The 24,209-nt window shown below is 65.4% G+C and carries 23 protein-coding genes and 1 tRNA gene; 8 read left to right on the forward strand and 16 right to left on the reverse strand.

Annotated features, from left to right (window positions below; genetic code table 11):
- The first annotated feature begins 31 nt into the window (after positions 1-31).
- Positions 32-274 carry an ArsR family transcriptional regulator gene (locus DSM104440_RS08305; RefSeq protein WP_171161542.1) on the forward strand — a complete coding sequence of 81 codons (243 nt, stop codon included), beginning with the start codon at positions 32-34 and terminating at the stop codon, positions 272-274.
- Between the two features lie 62 nt (positions 275-336).
- On the opposite strand, the gene DSM104440_RS08310 is transcribed toward DSM104440_RS08305, so the two are convergent.
- Positions 337-2,664, reverse strand: a complete 2,328-nt coding sequence (locus tag DSM104440_RS08310) for a TonB-dependent receptor (protein WP_212758268.1) — start codon at positions 2,662-2,664, stop codon at positions 337-339.
- A gap of 229 nt (positions 2,665-2,893) precedes the next feature.
- Between DSM104440_RS08310 and DSM104440_RS08315 the strand changes: the two genes are divergently transcribed.
- From DSM104440_RS08315 to DSM104440_RS08325, 3 genes are all read left to right on the forward strand, one after another.
- On the forward strand, positions 2,894-3,433 hold the full coding sequence (locus tag DSM104440_RS08315; protein ID WP_171161544.1) for a hypothetical protein: 540 nt from the start codon (positions 2,894-2,896) through the stop codon (positions 3,431-3,433).
- Positions 3,434-3,574: 141 nt separating this feature from the next.
- Positions 3,575-4,528, forward strand: coding sequence for a right-handed parallel beta-helix repeat-containing protein (locus DSM104440_RS08320; RefSeq protein ID WP_171161545.1), 954 nt, complete (start codon positions 3,575-3,577; stop codon positions 4,526-4,528).
- Positions 4,529-4,702: 174 nt separating this feature from the next.
- Positions 4,703-5,335, forward strand: coding sequence for a lytic transglycosylase domain-containing protein (locus tag DSM104440_RS08325; RefSeq protein WP_171161546.1), 633 nt, complete (start codon positions 4,703-4,705; stop codon positions 5,333-5,335).
- A 50-nt stretch (positions 5,336-5,385) separates the two neighbouring features.
- On the opposite strand, the gene DSM104440_RS08330 is transcribed toward DSM104440_RS08325, so the two are convergent.
- The 3 genes from DSM104440_RS08330 to DSM104440_RS08340 form a co-directional block, all read right to left on the reverse strand.
- A complete protein-coding gene (locus DSM104440_RS08330) occupies positions 5,386-8,466 on the reverse strand; it encodes an efflux RND transporter permease subunit (protein WP_171161547.1) in 3,081 nt (1,026 codons plus the stop codon).
- Positions 8,463-9,599 carry an efflux RND transporter periplasmic adaptor subunit gene (locus tag DSM104440_RS08335; protein ID WP_171161548.1) on the reverse strand — a complete coding sequence of 379 codons (1,137 nt, stop codon included), beginning with the start codon at positions 9,597-9,599 and terminating at the stop codon, positions 8,463-8,465. Before DSM104440_RS08335 ends, DSM104440_RS08330 begins: the two co-directional genes overlap by 4 nt.
- A gap of 77 nt (positions 9,600-9,676) precedes the next feature.
- Positions 9,677-9,892, reverse strand: a complete 216-nt coding sequence (locus DSM104440_RS08340) for a YdcH family protein (RefSeq protein WP_246212121.1) — start codon at positions 9,890-9,892, stop codon at positions 9,677-9,679.
- Positions 9,893-10,070: 178 nt separating this feature from the next.
- On the opposite strand from DSM104440_RS08340, the gene DSM104440_RS08345 reads away from it, so the two are divergent.
- On the forward strand, positions 10,071-10,994 hold the full coding sequence (locus DSM104440_RS08345; RefSeq protein WP_171161549.1) for an HD domain-containing protein: 924 nt from the start codon (positions 10,071-10,073) through the stop codon (positions 10,992-10,994).
- A 1-nt stretch (position 10,995) separates the two neighbouring features.
- Here DSM104440_RS08345 and DSM104440_RS08350 read toward each other — a convergent pair whose 3' ends face one another.
- The 9 genes from DSM104440_RS08350 to DSM104440_RS08390 form a co-directional block, all read right to left on the reverse strand.
- Entirely contained in the window at positions 10,996-11,304 is a 309-nt protein-coding gene (locus tag DSM104440_RS08350) for a hypothetical protein (protein ID WP_171161550.1), read from the reverse strand.
- Between the two features lie 107 nt (positions 11,305-11,411).
- Entirely contained in the window at positions 11,412-11,897 is a 486-nt protein-coding gene (locus DSM104440_RS08355; RefSeq protein ID WP_171161551.1) for a spore coat protein U domain-containing protein, read from the reverse strand.
- Entirely contained in the window at positions 11,879-14,245 is a 2,367-nt protein-coding gene (locus DSM104440_RS08360) for a fimbria/pilus outer membrane usher protein (protein WP_171161552.1), read from the reverse strand. The genes DSM104440_RS08355 and DSM104440_RS08360 overlap by 19 nt, the downstream gene beginning before the upstream one ends.
- Complete coding sequence (locus tag DSM104440_RS08365; protein ID WP_171161553.1) at positions 14,242-14,970, reverse strand: fimbrial biogenesis chaperone; 729 nt, start codon at positions 14,968-14,970, stop codon at positions 14,242-14,244. The genes DSM104440_RS08360 and DSM104440_RS08365 overlap by 4 nt, the downstream gene beginning before the upstream one ends.
- A 122-nt stretch (positions 14,971-15,092) precedes the next feature.
- Positions 15,093-15,593: a Csu type fimbrial protein gene (locus DSM104440_RS08370; RefSeq protein ID WP_171161554.1), complete on the reverse strand. Its 501-nt coding sequence runs from the start codon at positions 15,591-15,593 to the stop codon at positions 15,093-15,095.
- A gap of 30 nt (positions 15,594-15,623) precedes the next feature.
- Positions 15,624-16,136, reverse strand: coding sequence for a spore coat protein U domain-containing protein (locus DSM104440_RS08375; protein WP_171161556.1), 513 nt, complete (start codon positions 16,134-16,136; stop codon positions 15,624-15,626).
- A gap of 292 nt (positions 16,137-16,428) precedes the next feature.
- On the reverse strand, positions 16,429-16,659 hold the full coding sequence (locus tag DSM104440_RS08380; RefSeq protein WP_171161559.1) for a hypothetical protein: 231 nt from the start codon (positions 16,657-16,659) through the stop codon (positions 16,429-16,431).
- A 42-nt stretch (positions 16,660-16,701) separates the two neighbouring features.
- A complete protein-coding gene (locus DSM104440_RS08385; RefSeq protein WP_171161562.1) occupies positions 16,702-19,308 on the reverse strand; it encodes a tetratricopeptide repeat protein in 2,607 nt (868 codons plus the stop codon).
- Positions 19,309-19,316: 8 nt separating this feature from the next.
- Positions 19,317-20,720, reverse strand: a complete 1,404-nt coding sequence (locus tag DSM104440_RS08390) for an amidohydrolase family protein (RefSeq protein WP_171161564.1) — start codon at positions 20,718-20,720, stop codon at positions 19,317-19,319.
- Between the two features lie 66 nt (positions 20,721-20,786).
- Here DSM104440_RS08390 and DSM104440_RS08395 point away from each other — a divergent pair, with 66 nt between their 5' ends.
- Positions 20,787-21,284, forward strand: coding sequence for a hypothetical protein (locus DSM104440_RS08395; protein WP_171161566.1), 498 nt, complete (start codon positions 20,787-20,789; stop codon positions 21,282-21,284).
- Positions 21,285-21,299: 15 nt separating this feature from the next.
- Here DSM104440_RS08395 and aqpZ read toward each other — a convergent pair whose 3' ends face one another.
- Positions 21,300-21,995, reverse strand: a complete 696-nt coding sequence (gene aqpZ, locus DSM104440_RS08400; protein WP_171161567.1) for an aquaporin Z — start codon at positions 21,993-21,995, stop codon at positions 21,300-21,302.
- Positions 21,996-22,055: 60 nt separating this feature from the next.
- Between aqpZ and DSM104440_RS08405 the strand changes: the two genes are divergently transcribed.
- Positions 22,056-22,352, forward strand: a complete 297-nt coding sequence (locus DSM104440_RS08405) for a YkgJ family cysteine cluster protein (RefSeq protein WP_171161568.1) — start codon at positions 22,056-22,058, stop codon at positions 22,350-22,352.
- 4 nt (positions 22,353-22,356) lie between these two features.
- On the opposite strand, the gene DSM104440_RS08410 is transcribed toward DSM104440_RS08405, so the two are convergent.
- Both DSM104440_RS08410 and DSM104440_RS08415 read right to left on the reverse strand, forming a co-directional pair.
- Positions 22,357-22,878, reverse strand: a complete 522-nt coding sequence (locus DSM104440_RS08410) for a Spy/CpxP family protein refolding chaperone (protein WP_171161569.1) — start codon at positions 22,876-22,878, stop codon at positions 22,357-22,359.
- Positions 22,879-22,906: 28 nt separating this feature from the next.
- Positions 22,907-22,982, reverse strand: a tRNA-Arg gene (locus tag DSM104440_RS08415).
- 97 nt (positions 22,983-23,079) lie between these two features.
- Between DSM104440_RS08415 and DSM104440_RS08420 the strand changes: the two genes are divergently transcribed.
- Positions 23,080-24,153: an NHL repeat-containing protein gene (locus DSM104440_RS08420; protein WP_171161570.1), complete on the forward strand. Its 1,074-nt coding sequence runs from the start codon at positions 23,080-23,082 to the stop codon at positions 24,151-24,153.
- Positions 24,154-24,209 lie beyond the last annotated feature (56 nt).

Genomic DNA, 24,209 nt, shown 5'->3' on the forward strand with positions numbered 1-24,209 from the left:
TCACTTGACCACTAACTCGAGGACACAAGCAATGACGGAAACCCTGCAGTGCCTGAAGAAGCATGGCCAGCGCCTGGACCTCGAGATCGCCAAGGAGATGCGCATGCCCCTTGTCACCGTGAGGCAGCACCTCACGGCCCTGGCCGCAAGCCGGGAGGCGATCGTGTGCAAGACGATCCAATTCGACAACGGGCGGCAGTTTGAAGCGTGGCAGTGCCGCATTTCGGGCTTTGTCCCGCCTTCGGCCCCGGGTCGAAAGCCGAAATCGAAGTAGGAATGCCCAAAAAAAACGCCCACCACTCGGTGGGCGTTTTCACGTCGGTGAACGATTGCGACTTAGAACGACTTCCGCAGCGTCACGCCGATGGTGCGAGGCTGGTTGGTCTGGAACCCGAGTCGCGCGCGGCCGCCCCGTTCCCGGTCGAAGGAGAGCAGCGCCTTCTCGTCGGTCAGGTTGTTGACGTAGACGATCGCCGAGAATCCGCGATCGAACTCCATCCCCGCGCTGAGGTTGACCAGGTTGTACTTGGGCAACTCGAGGTCGACCGTCGTGGCCGCGCTCGCGGGCGCTCCCAGGAACGGCAGGTTGTGCACGAACCTGCGCGGGTTGTTCTCCTGGTCCGAAGGCTGCGTGAAGCGGCTGCCCACGTATTGGTACGACGCCGTGACGTAGGACTCTTTTCCGACGAGGTTGAAGTTCCAGGTCAGGCTGGCGGTGAACTGCAGCTCCGGAACGGAGGGCAGGCGGTTACCGTCGCGAATGCCGCCGAGCACGGCCCCGGTGCCGTCCACGACCGTCGAGTCGAACTCCGCATTCACCGCGGAGCCCGCGAAACCGATCTCCAGGTTGTTGGTCGGCCTCCAGCTCAACTCTGCCTCGATGCCGGTCGAGTGCGCCTTGGGCACGTTGAACACGACGCGTGACGAGCACGACCCCGCATCCAGCGTCACCTGCAGATCCTTCATCTGCGTGTGGAACGCGGCCGCATTGAAGGTGAGTCCCGGTTGCGCCATCTTGACGCCGAGCTCGTAGTTCCACAGCGATTCGTCCTTGAAGCGCTGGTAGCCGCCGAAGATGGCTTCGTCCTGGTCCGAACACAGCGGCAGGTTGAGCGGGTCATTGACGCCGCCGAGGCGGAAGCCCTTCGAGGCCTGGGCATTCCAGGTCACGCCCGGCGACATCTTGTACGCCAGCAGGAAACGAGGGCTATAGCCGTCCGACTTCGTCTTGTCGAACTGGTTGTCGCCGTTGGCGAACAAGCCACCCGACTTGAAGGTGCGCTCTTCCTTGTAGTCGTAGTAGCGAATGCCGGCCGTTCCCGTCAGCTTGTCGGTCAGCTCGTAGCTGAGCTCGCCGAAGATCGCCGTCTGTTTCAGGTTGTAGGGAAGGTCCGCGTTGTAGGGCGAATTCGCGGGAAAGCCATTGGCCGTCGCCGCCGACGTTCCGGCGCCGAGCGTGGCGTCGGTAAAGGCGTCGTAGCCCGGGGTGGGCAGGCGCTGGGCATATTTGCGATCGGTGTCGGCGTAGAAGAGACCGGCCACCCATTGCAGCGGGCCAGGGCCCCAGGAGCTCAGGCGCAGTTCCTGCGTGAAGCCCTTGTAGTCGGTGGTGTCCATGAGGTTCGAGGGCAGCAGCACGCCGGCGGTCGGAAAACCGAGATCGACCGACACCGAACCGGTCAACGCGCTCGCATCGCGGCTGACCAGGATGTTGCGGTCGGTATACGTGGTCACCGAGGTCAGCTCCGTACTGGCGAAGCCGAACCTCATCGTCAGGTCGGCGATCGTCGTCTTGTCCTCGAACTTCTCGCTCAGCTTCAGGTATTGCTGGTCATCGCCGAAAGTGACCGGCGGTACCGTGGTCGTGTACGGGTTCGCATACAGGTTGTAGACCTCCTGCCGGTTGAATCCGTCGGCGGTCACCTTCTGGTAGACGATCCGCGGCGTGATGGTCACGTCCCGGTTTGGCTGGATGGTGAAGCTCAAGCGGCCGCCCATGCGGTCGCCCCCATTGACGTCCTTGTCGCCGGCGGGGCCGAGGGCGTCGGTCCAACCGCCGAATTTCGTGGCGTAACCCACCAGCCGCATGGCCGCCGTCTCGCCCAGGGGCACGTTCAACGCCGCCTTTACGCCGCCTCCGGTGCTGCCGTCCTGAATCGTGTTCACGTTGGCTTCGACGACGCCTTCACTGACGCCCAGCCTCGCCGCATTGGTGATGTAGCGAATCGTGCCGCCGATGTTGCCGGAGCCATAGAGCGTGCCTTGCGGGCCGCGCAGCGTCTCGACGCGGTTCAAGTCGAACAGGTCGATGTCCGGCGTGAACAGCGACATCGAGATCGCGGTTTCGTCGAGGTAGACACCCACTTGCTCCTTGACGCCAGGCTGGTCGCGGACGATCTGCCCCGAGGAGACGCCGCGGATGGATACCTGGCTTTGCCCCGGACCGAGGTTCTGCACGGCGAGGCCGGCGACATTGCGCGACAGATCCTCGAGTGTCACCGCGCCGGATTTGCGGATGTCCTCCTCGGTCTGCGCGTTGATCGAGAACGGCACGTCCTGCAACGAAGACTCGCGTTTTGTCGCAGTGACGACGACGCGCTCGACTTTCTCGGTAGCCTCGGACTTGGGCGGCGGCGTTTGCTGGGCACTGGCAATGCTTGCCACGCCTATTGCCAGACCGGACGGGAAAGCCAGCAGTACAGCCTTTGCGATTGGACGCAGTTTCATGAACGTCATCTCCCCAGAGATTGTGATTAGAGTGTTTCTGAATGCGAGGGCAATCCTACTACCGGCGAAACTTCCGTGCTTTGGGAGTGCGTTCCTTCATACCTCGCTGTAGTCGGCCAAGCGTATGATTCGCGCGCACCCGCTTATCAAAGGACAAAACGTCGCCATGCGCCTCCTCTTGATCGTTCCGCTTCTCTGGGCGGGCAGTGTCTCCGCCGCGTTGCACCTCTGCACCGACCTCCAGGGCAAGAAGGTCTACCAGGACACGCCCTGCGCAAGCCTGCCGTCGACTTCGAAGATCGTGCCGGTGAAGGCGACGGCGGTCACTGAAGAGAACGCGCGGGAGACGGTCAAGCGATTCACCGCGGCCATGAACGCCAAGGACTCGGTGGCGGCCGTTGGCATGGCCTCCGGCTACCTGCAGGCCAACGTCATGGTCGAGGGCAAGGTCGTGAACGTGAGCACCACGGCTTTCAAGGAATTGATGCATCGCGTCCTCATCGCCGCCGACAAATACACCGTCGAGCGCGACTGCCAGGTGGTCCCGGACCGCGATCGGCCGCGGGAAACCCAGCTCCTGTGCAAGGTGAAGGAGTCGGTCAAGTCCAGTACCCGGACCCACAACTACACCTACGACGAGCGGCTGCGATTTGCGGTCGAGGATGGCGAGGTCCGGATCAAGGTGATCCAGATCGAGGGGACCTGAGCGCCCGCGGCGGGAATCCGTAGCAGGACAGAGGCCGTGCACGCGGCCTTTTTCTTGTGCGGTACGTCTCATGTCATTTGAAACATCCCGGGTATGATTCCCCGCACTTGCCACCATCGACGGCAAGGGAGGACTCTAAGAATGAAACGTAAGTTTGCAGCCTGGCTCGCTTCGGCATCGGCCGCCCTATTGATGCTGGTTGCAGGCCCGGCCTTCGCGCAGGCCACCCGCACCTGGGTCTCCGGAGTGGGCGATGACGTCAACCCCTGCAGCCGCACCGCGCCGTGCAAGACGTTCGCGGGCGCGATTTCCAAGACCGCAGCCCAAGGCGTCATCAACTGCCTCGATCCCGGCGGATTCGGCGCGGTGACCATCACCAAGTCGATCACGATCGACTGCCGCGGCATCGGAGGCGGAATCCTCGCGTCCCTGACCAATGGCGTCGTCGTGAATGCGGCCACCACGGACAACGTGACCCTTCGCGGCCTGTCGATCGAAGGCGTGGGTACGGGCATCAACGGCGTGAGCTTCGTGGGTGGCGGTACCCTCCACATCGAGGACTGCCGGATCTTCGGCTTTCGAGGGGGCACAGGGTATGGCGTGCGCTTCGCTCCGCCGGCGACGGGCTCGCAACTGCTGATCACCGATACGGCGTTGAACGACAACACGGTCGGTGTTCACGTCCGCCCGACGGGTATCGGCATGACCCGCGCGACCCTGCGACGCGTGGGGCTCAGCAACAACGGCGACGGCTTGGTCAGCGAGGCGGCGGTCAACGGCACGTTCGTGCGGGTCCAGCTTTCCGAGGTGTCTGCTTCCAGCAACGACGGATCCGGCGTGATCTCGAGGGCGTCGGGCGGGGGATACTCGAATGTTTTCGTCTTTCGCTCGCAAGCGGTGCACAACGGCACGTTCGGGCTCCTCGCAGATGGCGCGGCCGCGAGCCTGGCCATAGGCTCTTCCCTCATCTCCGACAACACGACCGGTCTGGGCACGCTGAACGGGGGTGGACGCTACTCGTATGGCGACAACGGCAACTTCGCCAACCACGGGAGCGACGGCCAGCCGCCTGAGGTCATCCTCCCCAAGCAATAGCCGCTGCTCTCCCAACGACGAAGGCCGCCAGCGCGGGCTTCGTCGTTTCGGGGAACCGCCGATCGCCTTGTAGGTCTGATCCCCGTGCCTCCGACGGCGTAGTCCTACAAAAATACAAATGAAAATATGGAGTTAGCTTGCGGACCTCAGGGACCTTGCTATAATCGCCGCTCGATGAAAGGCAAGTCCTACACCCTCCTGGCCGCCTGTCTGACAGCGGCAGCCTTCCTGGCCCCCTCGGTGGCCCGGGCGGACATCTATGCCTTCACGGACCAGAACGGGGTGATGCACTTCACGAACATCAAGGGCCTGGACAACCGCTACAAGCTGGTTCGCAAGGAGGGCTCGTCCCTTCCGGCGCGGGCTGTCCCCGCCTCGTACACGGCGTACATGCCGTCCGAAGCGGACATGAAGAAGTTCGCGACGATCATCGACGTCGCCTCCCGCGAGCATGGGGTGGACAAGCACCTCGTCCATGCCGTGATCTCCGCCGAGTCCGGGTTCAACCCCCGCGCCGTCTCGCCCAAGGGTGCCACCGGCCTCATGCAGCTGATGCCTGACACGGCCCGCCGCTTTGGCGTGCGCAACATCAACGACCCGTACGAGAACATCCACGGTGGCGTGAAGTACCTGAAAGAGCTGCTGGCCCTGTTCAAGGGCGACATGCGGCTCGCGGTCGCCGGCTACAACGCGGGCGAGAACGCTGTGATCCGCGCGGGCAATCGGATTCCGGCCTACCCGGAAACGATGAACTACGTCCCGAAGGTTCTCGACTACTACAAGAAATTCCAGGCCCGCCAGGGCTGAAAAAAACCGGGGCGATCCCCGGTTTTTTTACGTCTGTTTTTCCCGAACTCTCAATCCGCCGCGGCGTGCTTTCCTTCGGCCGTGCGTTCGGCTTGGAGACGATCCTCGAACGTCCGGTGGCGCGCGGCGAGCAGCGAGTAGGCGGTGGGCACGAGCAGCAGCGTGAAGAGCGTCCCCACCAGCATTCCGCCCACGATCACCCAGCCGATCTGGTGGCGCGATTCCGCGCCCGCGCCGGTAGCCAGGGCGAGGGGCAGGGCACCGAGCACCATCGCGCCGGTCGTCATCAGGATGGGGCGAAGGCGAAGCACGGCCGCTTCGATCACCGCGTCGTGGATCGTCATGCCCTTTTCCTGGAGTTGATTCGCAAACTCCACGATGAGGATGCCGTGCTTGGTGATGAGGCCCACGAGTGTCACGACCCCGATCTGGCTGAAGGTGTTCCACGTGCCGCCTGACAGGAGCAGTGCCGCGAAGGCGCCGGTCATCGAGAGCGGTACCGACAACATGATGATGAAGGGATCGACGAAGCTCTCGAACTGCGCGGCGAGCACGAGGTAGATGAAGACCGCGGCGAGCAGCAGCACCACGGCGAAGCTTCCCGCGGCATCGCGGTACTCGCGCGACAAGCCGCTGAGATCCGTGACGGTGCCGGGAAGTGTCTTCTTCGCGGCGGCGTCGAGATAATCGACCGCCTGGCCCAGCGTGTAGCCGGGTGCGAGGTTCGCGGTGAGGACGGCGGCGCGCATCTTCTGGAAGTGGTTCAGGTTCTTGGGCGACACGCCTTCGCTCGTCTGCAGCACGTTGGCGAGCTGCACCATTTCGCCATTGCGGCCGCGTACGTAGATGTCCGCGATATCGCGCGGGGAGGTGCGGTCAGCGTCCGAGACCTGGACGATCACGTCGTATTGCTCGCCGTCGCGCTTGAAGCGGGTCACGACCCGGCCGCCCAGCAGCGTTTCGAGCGTGCGGCCCACGTTCTCCACGGGTACACCCAGGTCCGCGAGCTTCTCGCGGTTCACGCCCACGCGAATCTCCGGCTGGTTGAGTCGCAGATCGGTGTCGATGTTGTTGAGCCCGGGGTTCTTGCGCGCTTCGTCCATGAGCTTCTCGACCATCACCTGCAGCTCGGGATAGGACGCCTGCGTCATCAGCACGAATTGCACGGGTGCGCCACGCGAGCCCCCCAGCGAGGGAGGATTGAGCGGGAAAGCCAGGACGCCGGGCAGGCCCTGGAGCTTGGGGCCGAGCTCGCGCGCGATCTCCTGCTGTGTGCGCGTGCGTTCGTTCCAGAGCTTGAGCGCGAGCACCGAGAAGCCGCTGTCCGCCGTGGGGTTGCCCGCCATGACGAAGTAGCGATTCATCTCGGGAATGTCGCGGTAGAACTGCTCGATGCGTTCCATGTACTGCATGGTGAAGGCGACGGTCGAACCTTCGGGCGCGGTAACCGGCACGAAGACCACGCTGCGGTCTTCCGAGGGCGCGAGCTCCTGGCGCAGGAACTGGAAGAGCACGATGCTGAGTGCGCCCACGCCAAGCATGACCGAGAGCACGATCACTCGGTGGTCGAGTGCGAGCGTCAGGGCACGGCGATAGCCGTTGGTGAGGCCGGTGAAGAGCCGCTCGAAGAAATTGAACACCGCTCCGTGGGTCGGCTCGTGCTTGAGGATCTTCGAGCACATCATCGGCGAGAGCGTCAGCGCGACGAAACCCGACACGAGCACCGCACCGGCGAGGGCCACTGCGAATTCCGTGAAGAGCTTCCCCGTGCGGCCGCTCTGGAAAGCGAGCGGCGCGTATACGGCCGCGAGCGTGACGGTCATCGCGATCACCGCGAAGGCGATCTCGCGCGTGCCCTTGAGCGCCGCATCGAGCCGCGACATGCCCTGCTCCATGTAGCGGTAGATGTTCTCCAGCACGACGATCGCGTCGTCCACGACGAGGCCGATGGCGAGCACCATCGAGAGCAGCGTGAGCGTGTTGATCGAGAAGCCCGCGGCGTAGAGGAACATGCCTGCGCCGATCAACGACACGGGGATCGTCACCAGCGGAATCATCGTGGCGCGCACGTTGCGCAGGAACACGAAGATCACGAGGGCGACCAGCAGCACCGCCTCGAGGATCGTCTTCATCACCGCCTTGAGGGATTCCTCGATGAACACGGAGGAGTCGAAGGAGAGCTCCAGCTTCATCCCATCGGGCATCGACTTGCTGATCTCCGCCATCTCCTTGCGCGCCGCTTGCGAGAGCTCCAGCGCATTCGCGGTCGACTGGCGGATCACGCCCAGCGAAACCGACGGCCGGCCGTTGAAGCGCGTGACGAGGCGCTCGGAGGCTGCAGCGAGCTCGATCTTGGCCACGTCGCGGATGCGAACCTGGATGCCGTTGGCATCGCGGATCACCGCTGCGCCGAACTGCTCCGGCGTGGCGAGGTCCGTCTGCGACAGGACCGAAAACTCGCGCGAGCGCGATTCGATCCGGCCCGCGGGAATCTCGACGTTCTGGCGGCGCAGGGCGTCCTCGACATCCGAGGGCGTGAGCTTGTACGCGGCGAGCTTCGCGCGGTCGAGCCAGATGCGCATCGAAGGGCGGCGTTCGCCAAACACGCGCACGTCCGCGGCACCGGGCAGCGTGAGCAGGCGAGGGCGGACGTAGCGCGAGGCGTAGTCGGAGGTCTCGAGGCGCGTGTGCTTGTCGCTCGTGATGCCCATCCACATGATCGGGAAGGCATCGGCCTCGGTCTTGGCGATGATCGGCTCGTCGATGTCCTGCGGGAGCTTGCCGCGCACGCGCGCGACCTTGTCGCGCACGTCCGCCGCTGCCGCGTCCGGATCGCGCGTGAGCTTGAAGCGCACCGTGACGTTGGACGATTCCGAGCGCGAGACCGACGAGATCACGTCCACGCCCTCGATGCCGGAGATCGAATCCTCGAGCACCTTCGAAACCTGGGACTCGATCACGTCGGCGGAGGCGCCGCGATAGATGGTCTCCACGTTCACGACCGGCTCGTCGATCTTGGGGTATTCGCGAACCGACAGGCGCGTGTACGAAATGGCGCCGATCAGCAGGACAACGATGGAGAGGACCGTCGCGAAGACGGGCCGCTTGATGCAGACCTCAGGAAGCGTCATGACCGCGGCTTCTCGGTGGCCTCCGCCTTCGGGGGAGGCGCCGGCACGGGCGCATTGGCGACCTTCACCACCACGCCATCGCGGATCTTGAGCTGTCCGGCCGTCACGACGACGTCCTTGGCGCTCAGGCCATCGATGATCTCGACCTTCGCTTCGCGCCGCTGGCCGATCTCGACCTTCGTGCGAAGCGCGCGGCCGTCGACGATCCGATAGACGTACTTGTCGGTGCCCACGGGGAAGAGCGACTCCTCGGGGACCATGATCGAATCCTTCACCTCGCTCGTGATGAGCCGCACGCGCGCGAACATTCCGGGGCGCAGCTTTCCATCGACGTTGGGGACCGTGGCGCGGATCACGATGGCGCGGCCGCCTGCGTCGAACAGCGGGTTGATCGCGTAGACCTTGCCCTCGTAGGCCTTGTCGCCCAGGGCGTCGAGCGTGACCTGCAGCGCCTGGCCGCCGCGCACCTGCGAAATGAATGTCTCGGGCACGCGGAAATCGACCTTCAACGAATCGATCGCCTCGAGGTTCACGATGTCCTGGCCTTCCTTCACGTAGTCGCCGACGCTCACCGAGCGCAGGCCGATCGTGCCGTTGAAGGGGGCCTTGATTTCCATCTTCTCGAGCCGCGCCTGGGTGATTTCCGAATCGGCCGCGGCAACCTTCCAGAGATTCTCGGCTTCATCCTTCGACTGACCCGAGATGAAGCCCTGCTTGCGAAGATCCACCGCGCGGTCGAACTTGCTCTTCTGCAGCGTGAGGTTCGCCCTCGCGCGGTCGGCATCGGCCTTCTGCACGGAGTTGTCGAGCTGGACGAGCACGGAGCCCTTCGTCACGCGCTCGCCTTCGCGAAAGCGGATCTCGGCCACGCGTCCCGGAATCTCGGGCCGCACGATGATGGTTTCGTCGGAGCGCAGGCTGCCCACCGCGGCGAGCGAGTTGGGAAGCTTCACCGTGGCCACCGTGACCGCTTCGACCGCGACGCCCGCGGGGGCGCCGCCCGCCTTGGGGGGCGCGGAAGCGGAGTTGGAGGGCGGGGTACCCGACGTATTACGCGTGCCGGCCCAGAACGAGAGGCCGCCGACGGCCAACAGGGCCGCGAGGCAGATGCCACCAAAGACTAGTTTTCGCATAGCCCGACATTATCGGCGAAATGCGCCCCACCCGGAGGGCCAGCCCGGTTACAAACTGTTTTCGGCGGTGGGTGGAACTAGGCGGGGATATCGGGGACCAGCTGGCGCTGCAACATGAAGATCTGGTCCTTGAGCATCAACTTGCGTTTCTTGAGGCGCTTCAGTTGCAGTTCGTCGTGCAGCGGATTCAATTCCAAGGCTTCGATGGCGCGGTCCAGGTCTCGGTGTTCCAGGTTGAGTTCGCTGATGCGCCGCTTCACCTCTTCGGCATTCTCCATCGTGATGGTCGCCATCGGCGTTCCTCCGAAGATCGTCCGAAAACCATACGCCTGCGGCGCACTGTTGGCTAGTCTTTCCGGTGTCGAATAGGCCGGTTGCAAACGGCCGCGATTGGAGTACAGAATGGTCGATGGTCACCTCTCATAACCAATAAAAAACAAGCACTTGGAAAACCGTTAGGGGTCAGGGCGCATGAACTTTCGGCGGGCCGAATTCGACGTCACGAACCGCATCAACACGACCGATCCGGTCTGTGTCCGGATGGAAGTCGTGCGCATCTATCGCTCGCTCTATTCGCGCCCGCAGGCGACCGCGCTTGCCTCGGCTTTCGACGACGTCTCGCGCATGTACCACGGCGAGTACGACGGCTACACCGCATGCGACACGGAGTACCACGACCTCCAGCACATCCTCGAAGTCACGCTGGCCATGGCGCGGCTCCTGGACGGCTACGAGCGCTCGCGCGGCGACGGGGCCGCCATAGGCGAACGGCTTTTCCAGCTCGGCGTGATCTGCGCGCTGTTCCACGACGTCGGCTATATCCGCAAGAGGAACGACAAGCGCCACAAGAGGGGGGCGGAGTACACCACGCGGCATGTCTCGCGCGGCGCGCGCTTCCTGAAGGGCTACCTGCCGACGATCGGTCTCGATGAATTCGCCGACGTGGCCGGTTCCATCGTGCATTTCACGGGCTATGAGCGGCCGGTGAGCACCATCCGCGTCCCGGCACCGATCTACAAATTGCTGGGAAGCCTGCTTGGGTCGGCCGACATCATCGCGCAGATGTCGGACCGCTGTTACCTCGAGAAATGCCGCGATCGCCTGTTCCCCGAATTCGTGGCGGGCGGCATCACGCGCAAGCAGACGGGCAAGGGCGAGATCGTCGTTTTCGCATCCGCCGAGGATCTGGTTCGCAAGACGCCGGCGTTCTACCAGACGGCGTCACGCCGCCTCGATGTCGAACTCGGCGGCGCGTACCAGTACGCCAAGACGCACTTCGGCGGCGACAACCTCTATATGGATGCAGTGAAGCAGAACATCCGCTTCGCAGAACGCATCGGCTCGGCCAACGAGCTCACGCTGCGCCGCCATCCGCCGTCCACGATCACCCTCTAGTTCAGTACTCCACGTCGTAGCGGATCCACTTCGCGTCGGCGGGCTGCGCGCGTACGACCACGCCCGGCGGCATCGCCCGCTCGTACTCGATCACCGCGCGCGTGACTGGCCGCGTTTCCTGTGAACAATGGCCACGATGCGTGACCGCGCCCCGCGACGACGCAAAGGGAGCAACCGAAACGCGACAAGAGGCGACGACGGTGGCGCTGACTGAAGTCTGCGCGGTCCGCACCCCGGCGATCGACGGAGGCGCGGTGCCGGCGAGTAGCGTCGCGAGCAACAGGAAGCGGGTGAAAGTCTTCGTGTCCATGGTTCCCAGAGTGCCGGGCGCCCGGACAGGCAGGTAGCGGGGAGATCCCCGACGCGACCTTCGATAAACCTGACATTCCTGTAGGAGTCAGGACCATCTGGGAATGACTAGTAGTTCATCGTCAGCGTGACGCTGCCCGAGTACGTACCGATCGCCACGTCCTGCTGGGCGGGGATGCGGCCGTAGATCGTGTGGGTCGCGATCCGGATGACGATCGTCATGGGGAGCGATCCCGACACGAGCGAGGTGCCCGATGTCCCGTTGCCCCAGATCGTTGAGGGGGTCATCGCGGGCGAGTTGTAGAGGTTGTAGTCGATCGTGCGGGCGCCGTTGTTCATCGTGCGCATCGAGTACGTGCCGCCACCGATCGAAAGGGTGAGCGTGTAGTTGACGGTCTCGCCGTTCTGCGTACGAAAGCAAAGGATTGTCACGTCCGTCGAGGAGTCGAGGGGCGTGGGCGATAACACGTCGTAGTTCCCGAACGCGAGCGTCGAGGAATACACCGAACAGCTTGCCGCGAGCGCGGGCAGTGCGGGCGCGCACAGCGCCATGGCGAGCGACAGCGCGCGCAGCTTCATCGTTGCAGGACGCATCGGAACGTTCCCAGGAGGGGTTGCGGGTCGTCGCCGGGTTTGAAGGGCACCGTGATGGTACAGCTGCGCCCCCCCCAGGTGACGCGAACGCGATTGCTCGGAGACAGGCCCGTGAGGTAAGCCTGCCCGTCATCGGCCACCGGGAACTGCTCGTTGGTTTCCAGCAACGTCGCGACGCTGCCCGCGGGCATGTCGTGTCCCGATTCATCGACGAAGCGCGCGATCCCGCCCAAGGACTCCTTGACGGGGAAGCGAACGACTACGCCGCTCTTCAGGTAGGGCGTGGCATCGAGCTTGAGCGTCATCACTTCGGCGCTCATGGGCAGGTCGATCTGCTCGATGGAGAGGCGGTTGACCTGGTAGGGCCGCAGGCGAGCGACGAACAGATTGCCGCGTGCGTTCGTGCGCCCGACTTCCTGGTTGTCCAGGTAGACGCGAACGTTCGGGAAGCCGGGAATCTGCACGAGACCGAACGCTTCTTCCACGCGCCGTCCGGCTACCAGCTCGTCGTCCATGTAGATCAGCGATCCCGATGCGCCGACGCGACCGGAGGTGTAGCGGCCCGTGCGCGAGAGCTCCGCGCTGTAGAGGCCGAAGCGCGTCTGGTAGCGCAAGTCCGCGAGCGCGCGTTCCTGGTCCGAAACGTCGATGCGGTAGCCGTATCCATCTCCGGTCGGGAGGTTGCGCTGCAGGGTCGCGCGGTTCTCGGTGCGTCGGCCATTCTCCGCGTCGGTCGTGCTGCTGGAGACGCTGCCCGTCGTTTCGAAATCGAACGGCAACGAATAGCTCACGAGGAACTGGTCGTTCTGCGGTCCGTTCCTCGATTTCACGGCGGACATCGAGAGGAAGCCCCACTCGCGAAAGCTGTACGAGAACTGCGCCTGCACGAACTCGAGCCGTTCCTCGCGTGGCCGGTCGATCCGCACGTAACTTGCACCGACCGAGGCCTGGCCGATGCCGTAGCTCCCGAAGGCGCTGACTTCGCGGCGCGCGGGCGGGATGTCGCCGTCGGCGATGCGTCGGAAGTTCTCCGATGCGATGCGCGTGTTCGCGCCGAAGTTGAACGTGGTCGAACGCCGCTCCCACCCCAGCGTGTACATGTGGCCGGCCATGCGATCGGGCGCGGGGTCGGGCCTGTACTGCGAGATCGCCGCCGTTGCGTAGAACTGTCCCAGGTTGCCCCAGACCCAGGCGGCACCGGCTCCGGCAGCCTGCAGCTCGCGCGCCACTTCGCCTCCCACCTCGATCGTCAGGTCATCGGTGAGGCCGCGCCGCCACATGCCCGAGGCGAATCCGGTTCCGTAGTTGCTGCTCTCGATGCCGTAGTTGTCGCGCAGCGCACCCGCCTGCACGCTCCAGTCCGAGAGCCCGGGCTTGAGGAGCGTGGTGCTGCCGTAGAGCGCCTGCATGTACACCTGCTCGCGGCCGAGCAGGTCGCGCACCACGAGGCTCATCTGGCCCTGGCCGTTCATCGTCGGCAAGTCGTTCAGCGTGAAGGGGCCCGCGGGCACGTTGATGCTGCTCGAGAGCACGTTGTTCACGTACACGTCCACCACGGAAGGCAGCGCGGTCTGCCCGGCCATCGAGGTGAGCGGGTAGGTGATGAGCGTGGGCTGCGTGGCGAAGTTGGTGCCGTACTGGATTCCGCCGAAGCGCGCGAACGGGCTCCACGTGGCGGTGCGCGAGACCGTGTCGCCGATCCGCCAGCTCGCGAGGGACGCGGGCTGGTCGATCGTGAACGTGGTGTCCAGCCGCGTGGCGAGGCGCTGCGAGCCCGCCACCTGCCCGAACGCGGACTGCGTGAAGACGCCCTGCGGTGTGAAGATGCCGAGCTCCACCTGGCCACTCGTGAGCGTGGGCACGTCGGGCGCATCGGTCTTCTGCGAGATCACGTCGTACGTGAGGAACACGCCCACGCCGGGGCGCGTGGCCTTCACCAGTGCGGGTTGGGGCACCGTGATCTCCTGCGAATCGAAGAGCGCGGCGATCGCCTCGATCGAAAGGACCTGCGTCGTCTCGTTAAACGTGTAGGTGAGGCCCGCAAGGCCATCGAGCGGAAGGAACTCATCATCGTCGAGCTTCACCACGGGCACTCGCGAGGCGAGCACCAGGCGAAGGCGCTTCGCGTCCTGGGTGCCGAGGGCGAAAGAGGCGCCCTCCTTGCCCGCGCGCATCACGAGCACGCCGTCGCCCGCGGGTTCGCCGTTGAGGCGCAGTGCGACGAATGACGGATAGGCGCCTGCAGGAGCGGTCGCGGTGGCGACGGTGGGCGCGGGAGACTGCGCGTGGCTTACGGGCGCAACGACGGCCAGCGCGAGCAGGCCGGCGAGGAGCCGCGCTACGGTCATCGTTTCGCGGGCGCGGCCTCCAAGGGAACCTCGGCGTCGAGGTCGCCGGAATCGGTGCGCGCCGTGATGCGGACCTTCCCTTTCGGAGGCCGCATGAGGGCCACCTGCCAGCTCACCGTCTGGCCCGCCAGGAGGTACCGCGGCTGCTGCACGGTGGCGAGGATTTCCTTGTTCTCGTCGAGCACCGAGAGTTCGAGCACCTGGACGTGCGTATTGCCCGGGTTGGTCCCCGCGAGCGTGATCTTGCCGTCGGCACCGAAGCTTCCCTTCCACGTGGGCGCGAGCACGGACTTCACCTTCGGCGCGATGAACACCGGAATGCCGATGTTGAGCGCGACCTGCAGGCCCTGGAATCCGGGCTTGGGTGGACCCGGAACCTCGGTGATGAAGATGCGGAAGGTCTGCTGCACGTCGGTCGCGACGGCCTTGCGCAGGCCCACGCGCACGGTCTGGCTCCCGCCCGGCTGCAGCGTGAAGATCGGCGGCGTGGCAATGAGCTCCGTGCTGGGCGTGTAGACATCCTCGCCCGTGTTCTGCGTCCAGTTCACCGCGCGGAGCTGGACGACCACCGAATCGGTCGTCGATTCGTTCTTGACCGTGACCGGCGCGGTCGGGGCCGTGGGCGAAAGCTCGACGCGCACGGGGCTCACCTGGAAGGAGCCCGCGAAGGCCGACGTGGCCGACAGGGTCAGGGCCAGGAGCGCGGTGGGAAGGGCGATACGCATGGAGGATGCCTCGGCGAGGACTTCGGAATCGAGAGCCTACCAAGAGAAAGCGCCCGAATGCCGCGAGGGCATTGCGGGCGCTGCGAAGGCGATCGCCGATGGGAGCCGGCGAACGCACGACCTTAGAACGTGATGGTCGCGGTGACCGTGTCGTTGTAGCTGCCGTTGGGCACGCTCTGCGAGATCGGGACCTGGCCACAGATGTTGTAGGAGCGCGAAGCGGTCGAGGGCGCGGCGGTGAGCACGAAGCCCGGAGCGACGGCCGGGTACGGGGTCGCGAACGCGCAGGCGGCGCCCGCGGCGTTCGTGGTCGGCTGGAACACGTCGTAGTTGAGCGTGTTCACGCCGCTGATGAGGCGACGCTGCGCACCCGAGGCGTTCAGGCCGTTGTCGATGGCGACCGCGGGCGTGGCGCCGACGGTGCAGACGAGCTGGACCGTGCCCGTGCCCTGCTTCGGGGTTGCCGAGAGCGGGTCATACACGCCGAACGCGATCGGGGTGGTCGTGAGAATGCAGTTGGAACCGACCGAGGCGCTGACACCGATGGTGCCGGAGGTCGTGGCGGCGTGCGCGCCGATCGAGGCGGCCGCGAGGATGGCCGCTGCGAGGATCTTGTTCTTCATTTTGGGTAGCTCCTGTGGAGAGGTAAGTCGTTAGAACGTGATCGTTGCGAGGACGGTATCGGAGTACGCGCCGATCGGCACACTGACGCCGGGGGCGATCGAGCCGCAGAGGTTGAACGTGCGGGCGGCCGTGCTGGGGGCGGCCGTCAGCGCGAAGCCGGGGGCGACCGACGGGTAGTCGGTGGTGGCGCCCGTGCAAGCGGCGTTGGCGGCGTTCGAGGTGGGCTGCAGGACGTTGTAGGGCAGGTAGTTGCCGGCATTCACCATGCGACGCTGCGTGGCCAGGGCGTTGCCGCCCAGTCCGACGGCGACGCTGGGGGTCGTGCCCTGCGAGCAGGTCAGTTGCAGCGCGCCCGTGGCGGTCGTGGCGCCGGCGGCGAGCGAGTCATAGGAGCCGAAGGCGATCGGCGACGAGGTCACCGTGCAGTTGGCAATGACGGTAGTCGTGACGCCCACGTTGGTGCTGGTCGTCGCGGCGACCGAGGGGAGGGCGGCGGTGCCCAGGGCGATAACGACAGCGGCTTTGATCAGGTTCGTGTTCATTTTCGGTCACTCCAGGTCTATTAGCGTTCGGAAGTTCTGTTTGGGCCTTGTTTGCAGCCCTGATGGACCGAACTATAGGCGAGAAGTTTGTAGGACATCGGTGACGTAACTCACAGATTTTCATTAACAATTGTTAGGTCTTTAGCCAAAACGGACCACAATGTGACGACGGTAGGAATATAGCCGATCCAATGCTTACGGATGTCATGAAATGCGAAACGAAGGAATCCCGGACGGGGACTCCGTCAGTTCTTGCTGATGGAAGGAAGCAGCCCCGGGGTGGGGCGGGCGGTCAGGCGCGGTCGCGCAGTTCCTTCACGCCGGTCGCTTCGGCGCAGTGGTCGCAGCAGAACATCTGGGCCCCGGCCTCCAGGCCGTGCCCGATGATGCGCATCCCGCAGTGGGCGCAGGTCGGCGCGAGCTTGTGGATCGCGCATTCGAAGCTGTCGAACGTGTAAGTCTTGCCGGCCTTGATCACCTGGAAGGCCTTGTCGTAATCATTGCCGCAGCAGTCGCACTGCATCGGAATCTCCGAACGTGTCGTTGAGCACGTTGGAGCCGCGGATCAGCGCGAGCGTTCCCTCGGCGTGTACATCGGCTTGGAAAGCACGACCGACCAGCTCATGTCGCCGCGCGCCGCGGCCGCGACGCCCGAACCGGCCGAGCGAATGGCGACCTGCCGGCTCTGGTCGACGCCCGCGCCGAACACGAAGCCCGGCGGCGGGCCGGCCCACTGCGGGACATCCTTTGCGGCGGCCGCCCGATACAGCCTTGCCATCTGCGCGTTCTTCTCCACGCCCAGTCCTTGCTCATACATGTCCGCCACCGCTTCGAAGGCGCGCTTGTCGCCGTTGCTTCCCGCGCGCGTAAGCCAGTCGAGCGCCTGCCTGTAATCCTGCGTCGGCCCGTCCTTCAGGTAGAGCATCCCCAGCTTGTACTGCGCCGAGGGCACACCGACGTCGGCACCCTTGCGGTAATACGCGAGCGCATCCTTCGCGTCCGCGGGCCGTCCGGTGTCTGCCTCGTACATCGGTTGCAGGTTGCCGATCGCGTGATACGAGCCCATCTTCGCCGCCTCGAGGAAGAGCGCCATCGCGGTCGCTTCGTTTTTCGCCACTCCACGGCCCGACGCGTACATCACGCCGAGGTTGTTGCGCGCGTCGCGGTTCGACTCGGCCAGCTCACGCCAGTACTTGAAGGCGAGGGCATCGTTGCGTGGCACGCCCTTGCCTTCGGTGTAGATCGCGGCGAGGCGGAATTTCGCCCAGGGGCTTCTCGATACCGCGCGGTCGTACCAGCGCACCGCTTCCTTCATGTCCAGCGCGACGCCGACGCCGCCTTCGTACCACTGTCCAAGCTCCACGATGGCACGCAGGTCGTCGCTCAGCACGAGCCGGTCGAGCTGGATTCGCGCGCCGGCGTAGTCGCCCTTGTCGCGCAGCATCTTCGCGAGCTCCCAGCGCGGTTGCGTGCCGCCTGTCTCCGCGCCCATGCGATAGAGGCGGATGGCCTCCTCGGGATCAGCCTTCACGCCGAACCCGCCCTTGTACATCCACGCGAGGCTGTACTGCGCGCCGGCGTGGCCCTGCGCCGCGGCCTTCATGTACCACTTGAACGCCTCTTCGTAGTTCGGCTTGGGCCCGAACGTTTCGTGGCTCGCGGCCAGGTTGAACTGGGCCTCCGCGTCGCCGGCTTCGGCCTTCGCGCGCAACTGGTCCTGGTAGGAACCCTGCGGCGTCGCCGCGAGCCGCTCCTCGGAAAGCTTCATCAGCTTCGCCTGCAGATCACGTGCCTGTTCGCTGTTGGGCTCCTCCATCGATTGCGCGAGGCGCAGCGCCTGCTCGTTCTGCCCGCTTGCGGCGGCGCGCCGGTACCACGCGAGCGCGGCGGGACGCGTTTCGCTGAGCGGCTTGGCGGTGCCGGCCTGCTCCAGCGCACCCAGCAGCACCATGGCCATTGTCGAGCCGCTGTTGGCCGCGGTGGTCGCCTCACGGCGCGCTTCGGCAAACTGCCCGGCGTGGCCGAGGGCGCGTGCGAGCTGCGCGCGGAAGCGCACGGTGCTCGGTGACGCACGCACCGCCGCGCGGCAAGCGGTGACCGCGCTTTCGGCCACGAACGCGAGGCACATCGAGGACACGCCCGGGGTCGCGCGTTGCGGGTCGTAACGATCACCGGCGAGCCGATCGCATTCGTTCGTGCCCGCGGGCGCCGTTCGCTCCTTCTCGCAGAGGCGGCCCCACCAGCGATAGCTCCAGCGCAGGCTCTCGTCGCGATCGACGGGAACTCCGCTCCCGATCGCGTACATGTGCCCGAGCGCGCCTTCCGCGAGCGGGTAATCCTGCTCGGCGGCCTTGCGGTACCAGTTCATCGCGACGGCGAGGTTGCGGTCCATGAACTTGCCGTACTCGTGCAGGCGGCCGAGGAACGCCTGGGCCCACGGTTCACCGGCGTTGGCCTTCGCGGTGAGCCAGGCGACGAGGCGCGCCGAATCGATGTCGGTTCGCTCGCGCAGGCGGCCCGGATGGTCGCGCACTTCGATGTCGAACTGCTCCGCGGCCTTGCGCCACCACGCATCCGCCTTCTCGCGATCGGCCGCGACACCCCGGCCCTCGGCGTAGCACTGCGCCACGCGGAGCATCGCGGGCAGGTCGCGCTCGTTCGCGGCGCCGTGGTAGTACTTGAACGCTTCGGCCGCATCCTTCGGAACGCCGATTCCCTCGGCGTAGAGCACACCCAGGTTGTACGTCGCGAGCGGCGAGCCCTTGCGCCAGGCCTTGCGGATGAGCTCCGCGCCGGCGCCGGGATCGCGCGGCAATCCGTGCCCCTGCACTTGCAGCACGCCAAGGAGGTTCAGGCCGTCGCGAGATTCCTTGCTCGCCGCAACGCGTGCTTGCGCGACGGCACCTTCGAGATCGCTCGCGAACACGAGCACGGTCGCCGCGCTCGCTGTGCTGAGCTCATCGCCGGGGTTCTCCTGCACCGCTTGCGTGCAGACGGGCACGGCCTTCTTCAATACGGCGTCGAACGTCTCGAGCGCCGTCGGATAGCCGGGATACTTCGGATCGGTGAGGACCGTGGCGGCGGAGGAGCAGGCGAGTCTTGCCGGCAGCGGGCGTTGCGCCGCTGCGCAAACCGGCAGCAGGCAAAGAAGGCATGCGAGAAGGGCACGCACCTCCATCATCACGGCACGATGCGGCCGCCCTTGATGACCTTGTGGATCCGGCTCGTGTTGGCGATGTCGATGAGCGGATCGGCATCGAGGATCACGAGGTCGGCGAGGCGGCCCGGATAGATCACGCCGGCATTGCGGTCGAGCCCCATCACTTTCGCGCCGCCGATGGTCGCCGTGCGCAGCACCTGCAGAGGCGTCAGTCCCGCCTGCACCATGAGATCCATCTCGCGGAAGACCGAGGGCCCGTGCACGGTGCCGATGTTGCCTGCGTCCGTGCCCATGGCGACCGTGATGCCTGCTTCGTGAACCTTGCGCAAGTTCTCGAGGATCACCGGTGCGGTCGCCAGCGCAGGTTTGTTCGCGATCAGGCGCGCGACGTTCGCGGGTACCTTGTCCGCAGGGATTCGATCGAGGTCGCGCAGTCCCGCGACGATCACGGGATCAGCGAGGCGGCGCTCGGCCGCCGTGGGTTGCCACTGGTTCGACAGCGCCATCGCATAGCTCGACATCACGAAGATCGTCGGCACGTAGATCGCATTGCGCTGCTTGGCGAGCGCGATGAACTCCGCATCCACTGGCGCGTCGGTGACCGAGTGCACGAGGACGTCGGCGCCGGCGCGGAGTGCCGCCTTTGCAACCACGAGCTCGGTCGCGTGCACGGCGAGGCGAATGCCCGCCGCATGCGCTGCATCGCCCGCCGCCTTCACGATCGCTTCCTGCGCGGCAAGGTTGTCGCCCGGCCGGTGGATGAACCACACTTTGATGAAGTCGGCCTTGCGCGCGATCTCCTTCTGCGCGAGCGCGGTGGATTCTTCAGGGGAGGTGATCTTGATGATCGGCGGATCACCGAGATCGAGCTTCACGCGGTCGACCATCGAGATGAGCGGGCCTGCGACCGTCATGCGCGGTGCGAGCGGATTTCCAGCGGCCGCATCGCGCACCTCGAAGTTCCAGAACGGACCGCCGACGTCGGCAACACTCGTGACGCCACTCGCGAGCCAGATCCTGAACGTCTGTGCGAGCGCGGCCTTGTTGCGCGCGACTTCCTGCGCATACGGCATCACCGCGTTGAAGTCCGCGGCATCGGGACGCGTATAGAGGTTGCCCGACTGGAAGAAGTGCACGTGTGAATCCACGAGGCCGGGAATGACCCACTTGCCCTTGCCGTCGATCACGATCGCATTCGCGGGCACGCGCGTGGACTTCACCGAGCCGACCGCAACGATGCGCTCGCCTTCGATCACGACCGTGCTGTCCGGAGCGAGCGCATCCCGCGGGCCACGATCCGGGTAGACGACCGTCGCGCCGACGATGGCGATGGGAATGGCGGGCGGCTCCACTGCGCGCGGCGGGGTCGAGGGCGCGCAGCCGGCGAGCATCACGCAAACCAGAGAAACAATCAGTCCCTTCATTACAATCTCCCGTATTCTTTTTGCGGGGGGCAGGCGCCTCGCGCACAAACGAGAGGATACGTCGGCATGACGAAATACGTCTGGAAGGACCCCGGCACGAAGGTCCGCATCATGTTCGGATGCGCCGCGCTGATCGCCGTCCTGGTGTTCATCGACGGACTTCTGAAGGGCGAGATCCTCCGGGCCCTCGCCGGTGCCGTATTCGCCTGGCCCTTCCTCACGTTCATGATCAAGGGCGTTCCCGTGCCTGAGGAGTGGGCGCGCAGCGTGGGGAGGCAAATGGACAACATCCTGTCCATGCGCCCGGGCGGCACGTCGCGGGTATTTCACTGGGTCATCATCGCGCTCGGCGTGGTGATCGGCCTGGCGTCCTTCTTCGGCGCCTACCTGCTCCTCACCGCATCGCTGGACACCATCGAGTCGTTCCTGCCGACTGCCGCACGTGGCATCCGCCGGGCCGCGGAGCGCGATTCGGAGATGTCGGAACGAATGGGCTTCGCGGTCATCTTCATCTTTGCCGGCGGCGCAGCACTCTTCACCGCCTGGAAGCGCGCAAAGGAGTAGCGCGCCGCCTCCAGCTCAACCCGATTCCGGCTCGCTCCCGACGAAGCGATACGCCGCAGCACCCAGCACGCCACCGACGATCGGCGCGAGCCAGAAGAGCCAGAGCTGGGAGAGCGCCCAATCGCCGACATACAGCGCCACGCCGGTACTGCGCGCGGGATTCACCGACGTGTTCGTCACCGGAATGCTGATGAGGTGAATCAACGTGAGCGCGAGGCCGATCGCGATCGGCGCGAAGCCGGCCGGTGCGCGTGAGTCCGTCGCGCCGAGGATGATGATGAGGAAGAACATCGTCATCACGACTTCGGTCAGCGCCGCGGCGAGCAGCGAGTAGCCGCCCGGCGAGTGAGCGCCGTAGCCGTTGGAGGCGAAGCCCTTCGAGACATCGAACCCTTCGGCTCCGCTCGCGATCAGGTAGAGCACGCCACCCGCGACGATGCCTCCGATCACCTGGGCCGCGATGTAGGGCAGGAGCTTGTCCGCGGGGAAGCGGCCGCCCGCCCACAGCCCGATGGAAACAGCCGGGTTGAGGTGGCAGCCGGAGATGTGTCCGATGGCGAACGCCATCGTGAGGACGGTCAGGCCGAAGGCGAGCGAAACGCCATGCAGGCCGATGCCGACATTCGGGAATGCCGCGGCCAGTACCGCGCTGCCGCAGCCACCCAATACGAGCCAGAAGGTTCCAAGGAATTCCGCGCCGTACGCTTTCATGGCTGCCTCCTGTCCGAGTGCCGCCAAGTCTATATCCCCGCCCTCGGCTATGCTCGGCCAATGTCCTACGAGTGCACATCGTGTGGCGCGTGCTGCGCGAGCTACCGCGTTTCCTTCTATTGGTCCGACGGCGCGTCGCTGCCTGAATCGATGGTGGAGAAGATCACGCCGGTGATGGCGTGCATGGCGGGGAGCAACAGTGCGTCACCGCGTTGCGTAGCGCTCCAGGGCGCTGTCGGGGAACGAGTGCGCTGCTCCGTGTATGAGCAGCGTCCGCCCGTATGTCGCGATGTGGTGCCGGGCGATGAGCGTTGCCTCGAGGCGCGCCGCCGCCATGGGCTGACGCCGACGCCCTAGCGCGTCAAGAGTGATGGCCGGATTTGCCCGCGCCCGAGTAACCCCGGAGTTCCGCATACTTCGCGACCTGCTCGGGCGTCAGCACGCTCGTGATGGTGACGTGAGCCTTGAGATGGGACGCTCGCAGGCGCCCCGAAGCCGCAGCCAAGCGCTCCGTGAGGGCATCGACCTGCGCGGCCGACGCCTGCTTGTTCGCGAAGAGGCGGTTGAGTTCCTGCTCGAGCGTCACGACCTCCATCCCAAGCGCGCGCGCTTCCGCCTTGTGCGTCTTCAACGTCGCCTCCACGGCCGACAACTGCGACGGCGATAGCGCGAGCTGCGAAGATAGCTCCAGCACGTGCATGGGCCCGGGATAGCCGTTGAGCTCAGCGGCCTTCGCGAGTCCCATGCCAGCACCCGCCAGCAGGTCTGCCGTTTCCTTCTCCGAAAGCGTCTTGATCGTCCGCGCCTCTTGTCCGACATAGGGCGAGGTTGCACATCCGGCGACCCACAACATGAGCGCGAACGAGAATGGGCGGAGCAGCATGGCGTCTCCCGTGGCTTGAATGATGAAGTGGCGCCCCGAACACGAATCGAACGTGCGACCTGTCCCTTAGGAGGGGACCGCTCTATCCACTGAGCTACCGGGGCGCGGCGGGCGAAATTATCGCATGCGGGTACGGGCCGGGAACAAAACGGGCGGCCCGTTGCTCGAACCCGCGAGCAAACAACAAGAAGGCTCGCCAACATGAAGAATTCCTTACATCGCCTGGTCGTCGGAGCGATGGCATCGACCCTCCTGCTCGTCGGCGCGTGTTCCGACAGCGATTCGAGTTCCGACCCCGGTCCTAATCCGCCCACCGCTTCACTGCAACTGTTCGCGGGCAATGTGGATGCCTCGGGCTACGTCGATGGCGTCGGAGCCAATGCGAGGTTCGGTCTGATCCAGGGTCTCGCGGCCGACGGGTCCGGCACGCTCTACGTGGGAGACGGTGCCGCGGAGGTTCGCGCAGTTCGCAGGATTTCTCCGGCGGGCGAGGTTTCGACGCTCGCGGGGGGCGGCACGGCGCCGCCGTTGACGGATGGAACCGGCTCGGCCGCGGGTTTCTACAGTCCGCGCCACGTAGCCATCGATGCAAACGGAACGATCAGTGTCGCGGACACGCTCGTCTCCGGCGCGTCCGGTGTAGTCGGCGCAGTGTCGTATGTCCGCAAGGTCACCGCGGGCGGCGCCGTCACCACGCCTTTCCAGACGGTTCTTTTCCCGGACATGCATGGCCTCCTCGTCGATGGGGCGGGCAACATGTTGATCGCGTCTGGGACGTGTGCACCGCCGCAGCCGTCGCCCCCGACTTGCACGGGACGCATCACGCGCTATTCGCCGCAGGGCAATTCCACGACGATCATCGCCACGCCGGGCGCAGGCGGAACCTCGAATATCCTCCGGCCCACGGGGTTGGCCGTCGATTCCACCGGCAATCTCTATACAGCCGACTTCAGCAGTCGAACCGTCAATCGCGTCGACCCCGTGAGTGGTGCAATCACGGTGATCTCGAGTGGATCGTCCTTCCAGGACCAGCCGAGCGCGGTGGCGGTCGACACGGCGGGCAACGTGTATGTCGCGGATTCGGGCACGCACACCGTCCGCAAGATCACCCCGGTCGGCACCATGACGACCGTGGCAGGTGTAGCAGGGCAGCCGGGCTTCATGGCGGGCGCCCTCCCGGGCTTGCTCCGGGAACCGCGGCACCTCGCGATCGTCGGCAACGACCTTTACATCGGGATGGACCGAGCCGTCGCAGTGATCCGCAACCGGCCCTGATGCTGTAGGACGGTTCCGTCCTACAGTCGGCGGCCCTTCCTATATTCCGGAGGGGT

It is taken from the genome of Usitatibacter palustris (genome assembly GCF_013003985.1).
GTDB classification, from domain to species: domain Bacteria; phylum Pseudomonadota; class Gammaproteobacteria; order Burkholderiales; family Usitatibacteraceae; genus Usitatibacter; species Usitatibacter palustris.

What these genes read in the sequence shown, in the direction of transcription:
- DSM104440_RS08365 (WP_171161553.1), bottom strand. Translation starts at nt 14,970, where the DNA reads ATGCGTATCGCCCTTCCCACCGCGCTCCTGGCCCTGACCCTGTCGGCC.
- DSM104440_RS08350 (WP_171161550.1), bottom strand. Translation starts at nt 11,304, where the DNA reads ATGGACACGAAGACTTTCACCCGCTTCCTGTTGCTCGCGACGCTACTC.
- DSM104440_RS08420 (WP_171161570.1), top strand. Translation starts at nt 23,080, where the DNA reads ATGAAGAATTCCTTACATCGCCTGGTCGTCGGAGCGATGGCATCGACC.
- DSM104440_RS08355 (WP_171161551.1), bottom strand. Translation starts at nt 11,897, where the DNA reads ATGCGTCCTGCAACGATGAAGCTGCGCGCGCTGTCGCTCGCCATGGCG.
- DSM104440_RS08340 (WP_246212121.1), bottom strand. Translation starts at nt 9,892, where the DNA reads ATGGCGACCATCACGATGGAGAATGCCGAAGAGGTGAAGCGGCGCATC.
- DSM104440_RS08345 (WP_171161549.1), top strand. Translation starts at nt 10,071, where the DNA reads ATGAACTTTCGGCGGGCCGAATTCGACGTCACGAACCGCATCAACACG.
- DSM104440_RS08320 (WP_171161545.1), top strand. Translation starts at nt 3,575, where the DNA reads ATGAAACGTAAGTTTGCAGCCTGGCTCGCTTCGGCATCGGCCGCCCTA.
- DSM104440_RS08305 (WP_171161542.1), top strand. Translation starts at nt 32, where the DNA reads ATGACGGAAACCCTGCAGTGCCTGAAGAAGCATGGCCAGCGCCTGGAC.
- DSM104440_RS08395 (WP_171161566.1), top strand. Translation starts at nt 20,787, where the DNA reads ATGACGAAATACGTCTGGAAGGACCCCGGCACGAAGGTCCGCATCATG.
- DSM104440_RS08410 (WP_171161569.1), bottom strand. Translation starts at nt 22,878, where the DNA reads ATGCTGCTCCGCCCATTCTCGTTCGCGCTCATGTTGTGGGTCGCCGGA.
- aqpZ (WP_171161567.1), bottom strand. Translation starts at nt 21,995, where the DNA reads ATGAAAGCGTACGGCGCGGAATTCCTTGGAACCTTCTGGCTCGTATTG.
- DSM104440_RS08370 (WP_171161554.1), bottom strand. Translation starts at nt 15,593, where the DNA reads ATGAAGAACAAGATCCTCGCAGCGGCCATCCTCGCGGCCGCCTCGATC.
- DSM104440_RS08405 (WP_171161568.1), top strand. Translation starts at nt 22,056, where the DNA reads ATGTCCTACGAGTGCACATCGTGTGGCGCGTGCTGCGCGAGCTACCGC.
- DSM104440_RS08325 (WP_171161546.1), top strand. Translation starts at nt 4,703, where the DNA reads ATGAAAGGCAAGTCCTACACCCTCCTGGCCGCCTGTCTGACAGCGGCA.
- DSM104440_RS08390 (WP_171161564.1), bottom strand. Translation starts at nt 20,720, where the DNA reads ATGAAGGGACTGATTGTTTCTCTGGTTTGCGTGATGCTCGCCGGCTGC.
- DSM104440_RS08380 (WP_171161559.1), bottom strand. Translation starts at nt 16,659, where the DNA reads ATGCAGTGCGACTGCTGCGGCAATGATTACGACAAGGCCTTCCAGGTG.
- DSM104440_RS08330 (WP_171161547.1), bottom strand. Translation starts at nt 8,466, where the DNA reads ATGACGCTTCCTGAGGTCTGCATCAAGCGGCCCGTCTTCGCGACGGTC.
- DSM104440_RS08375 (WP_171161556.1), bottom strand. Translation starts at nt 16,136, where the DNA reads ATGAACACGAACCTGATCAAAGCCGCTGTCGTTATCGCCCTGGGCACC.
- DSM104440_RS08315 (WP_171161544.1), top strand. Translation starts at nt 2,894, where the DNA reads ATGCGCCTCCTCTTGATCGTTCCGCTTCTCTGGGCGGGCAGTGTCTCC.
- DSM104440_RS08360 (WP_171161552.1), bottom strand. Translation starts at nt 14,245, where the DNA reads ATGACCGTAGCGCGGCTCCTCGCCGGCCTGCTCGCGCTGGCCGTCGTT.
- DSM104440_RS08335 (WP_171161548.1), bottom strand. Translation starts at nt 9,599, where the DNA reads ATGCGAAAACTAGTCTTTGGTGGCATCTGCCTCGCGGCCCTGTTGGCC.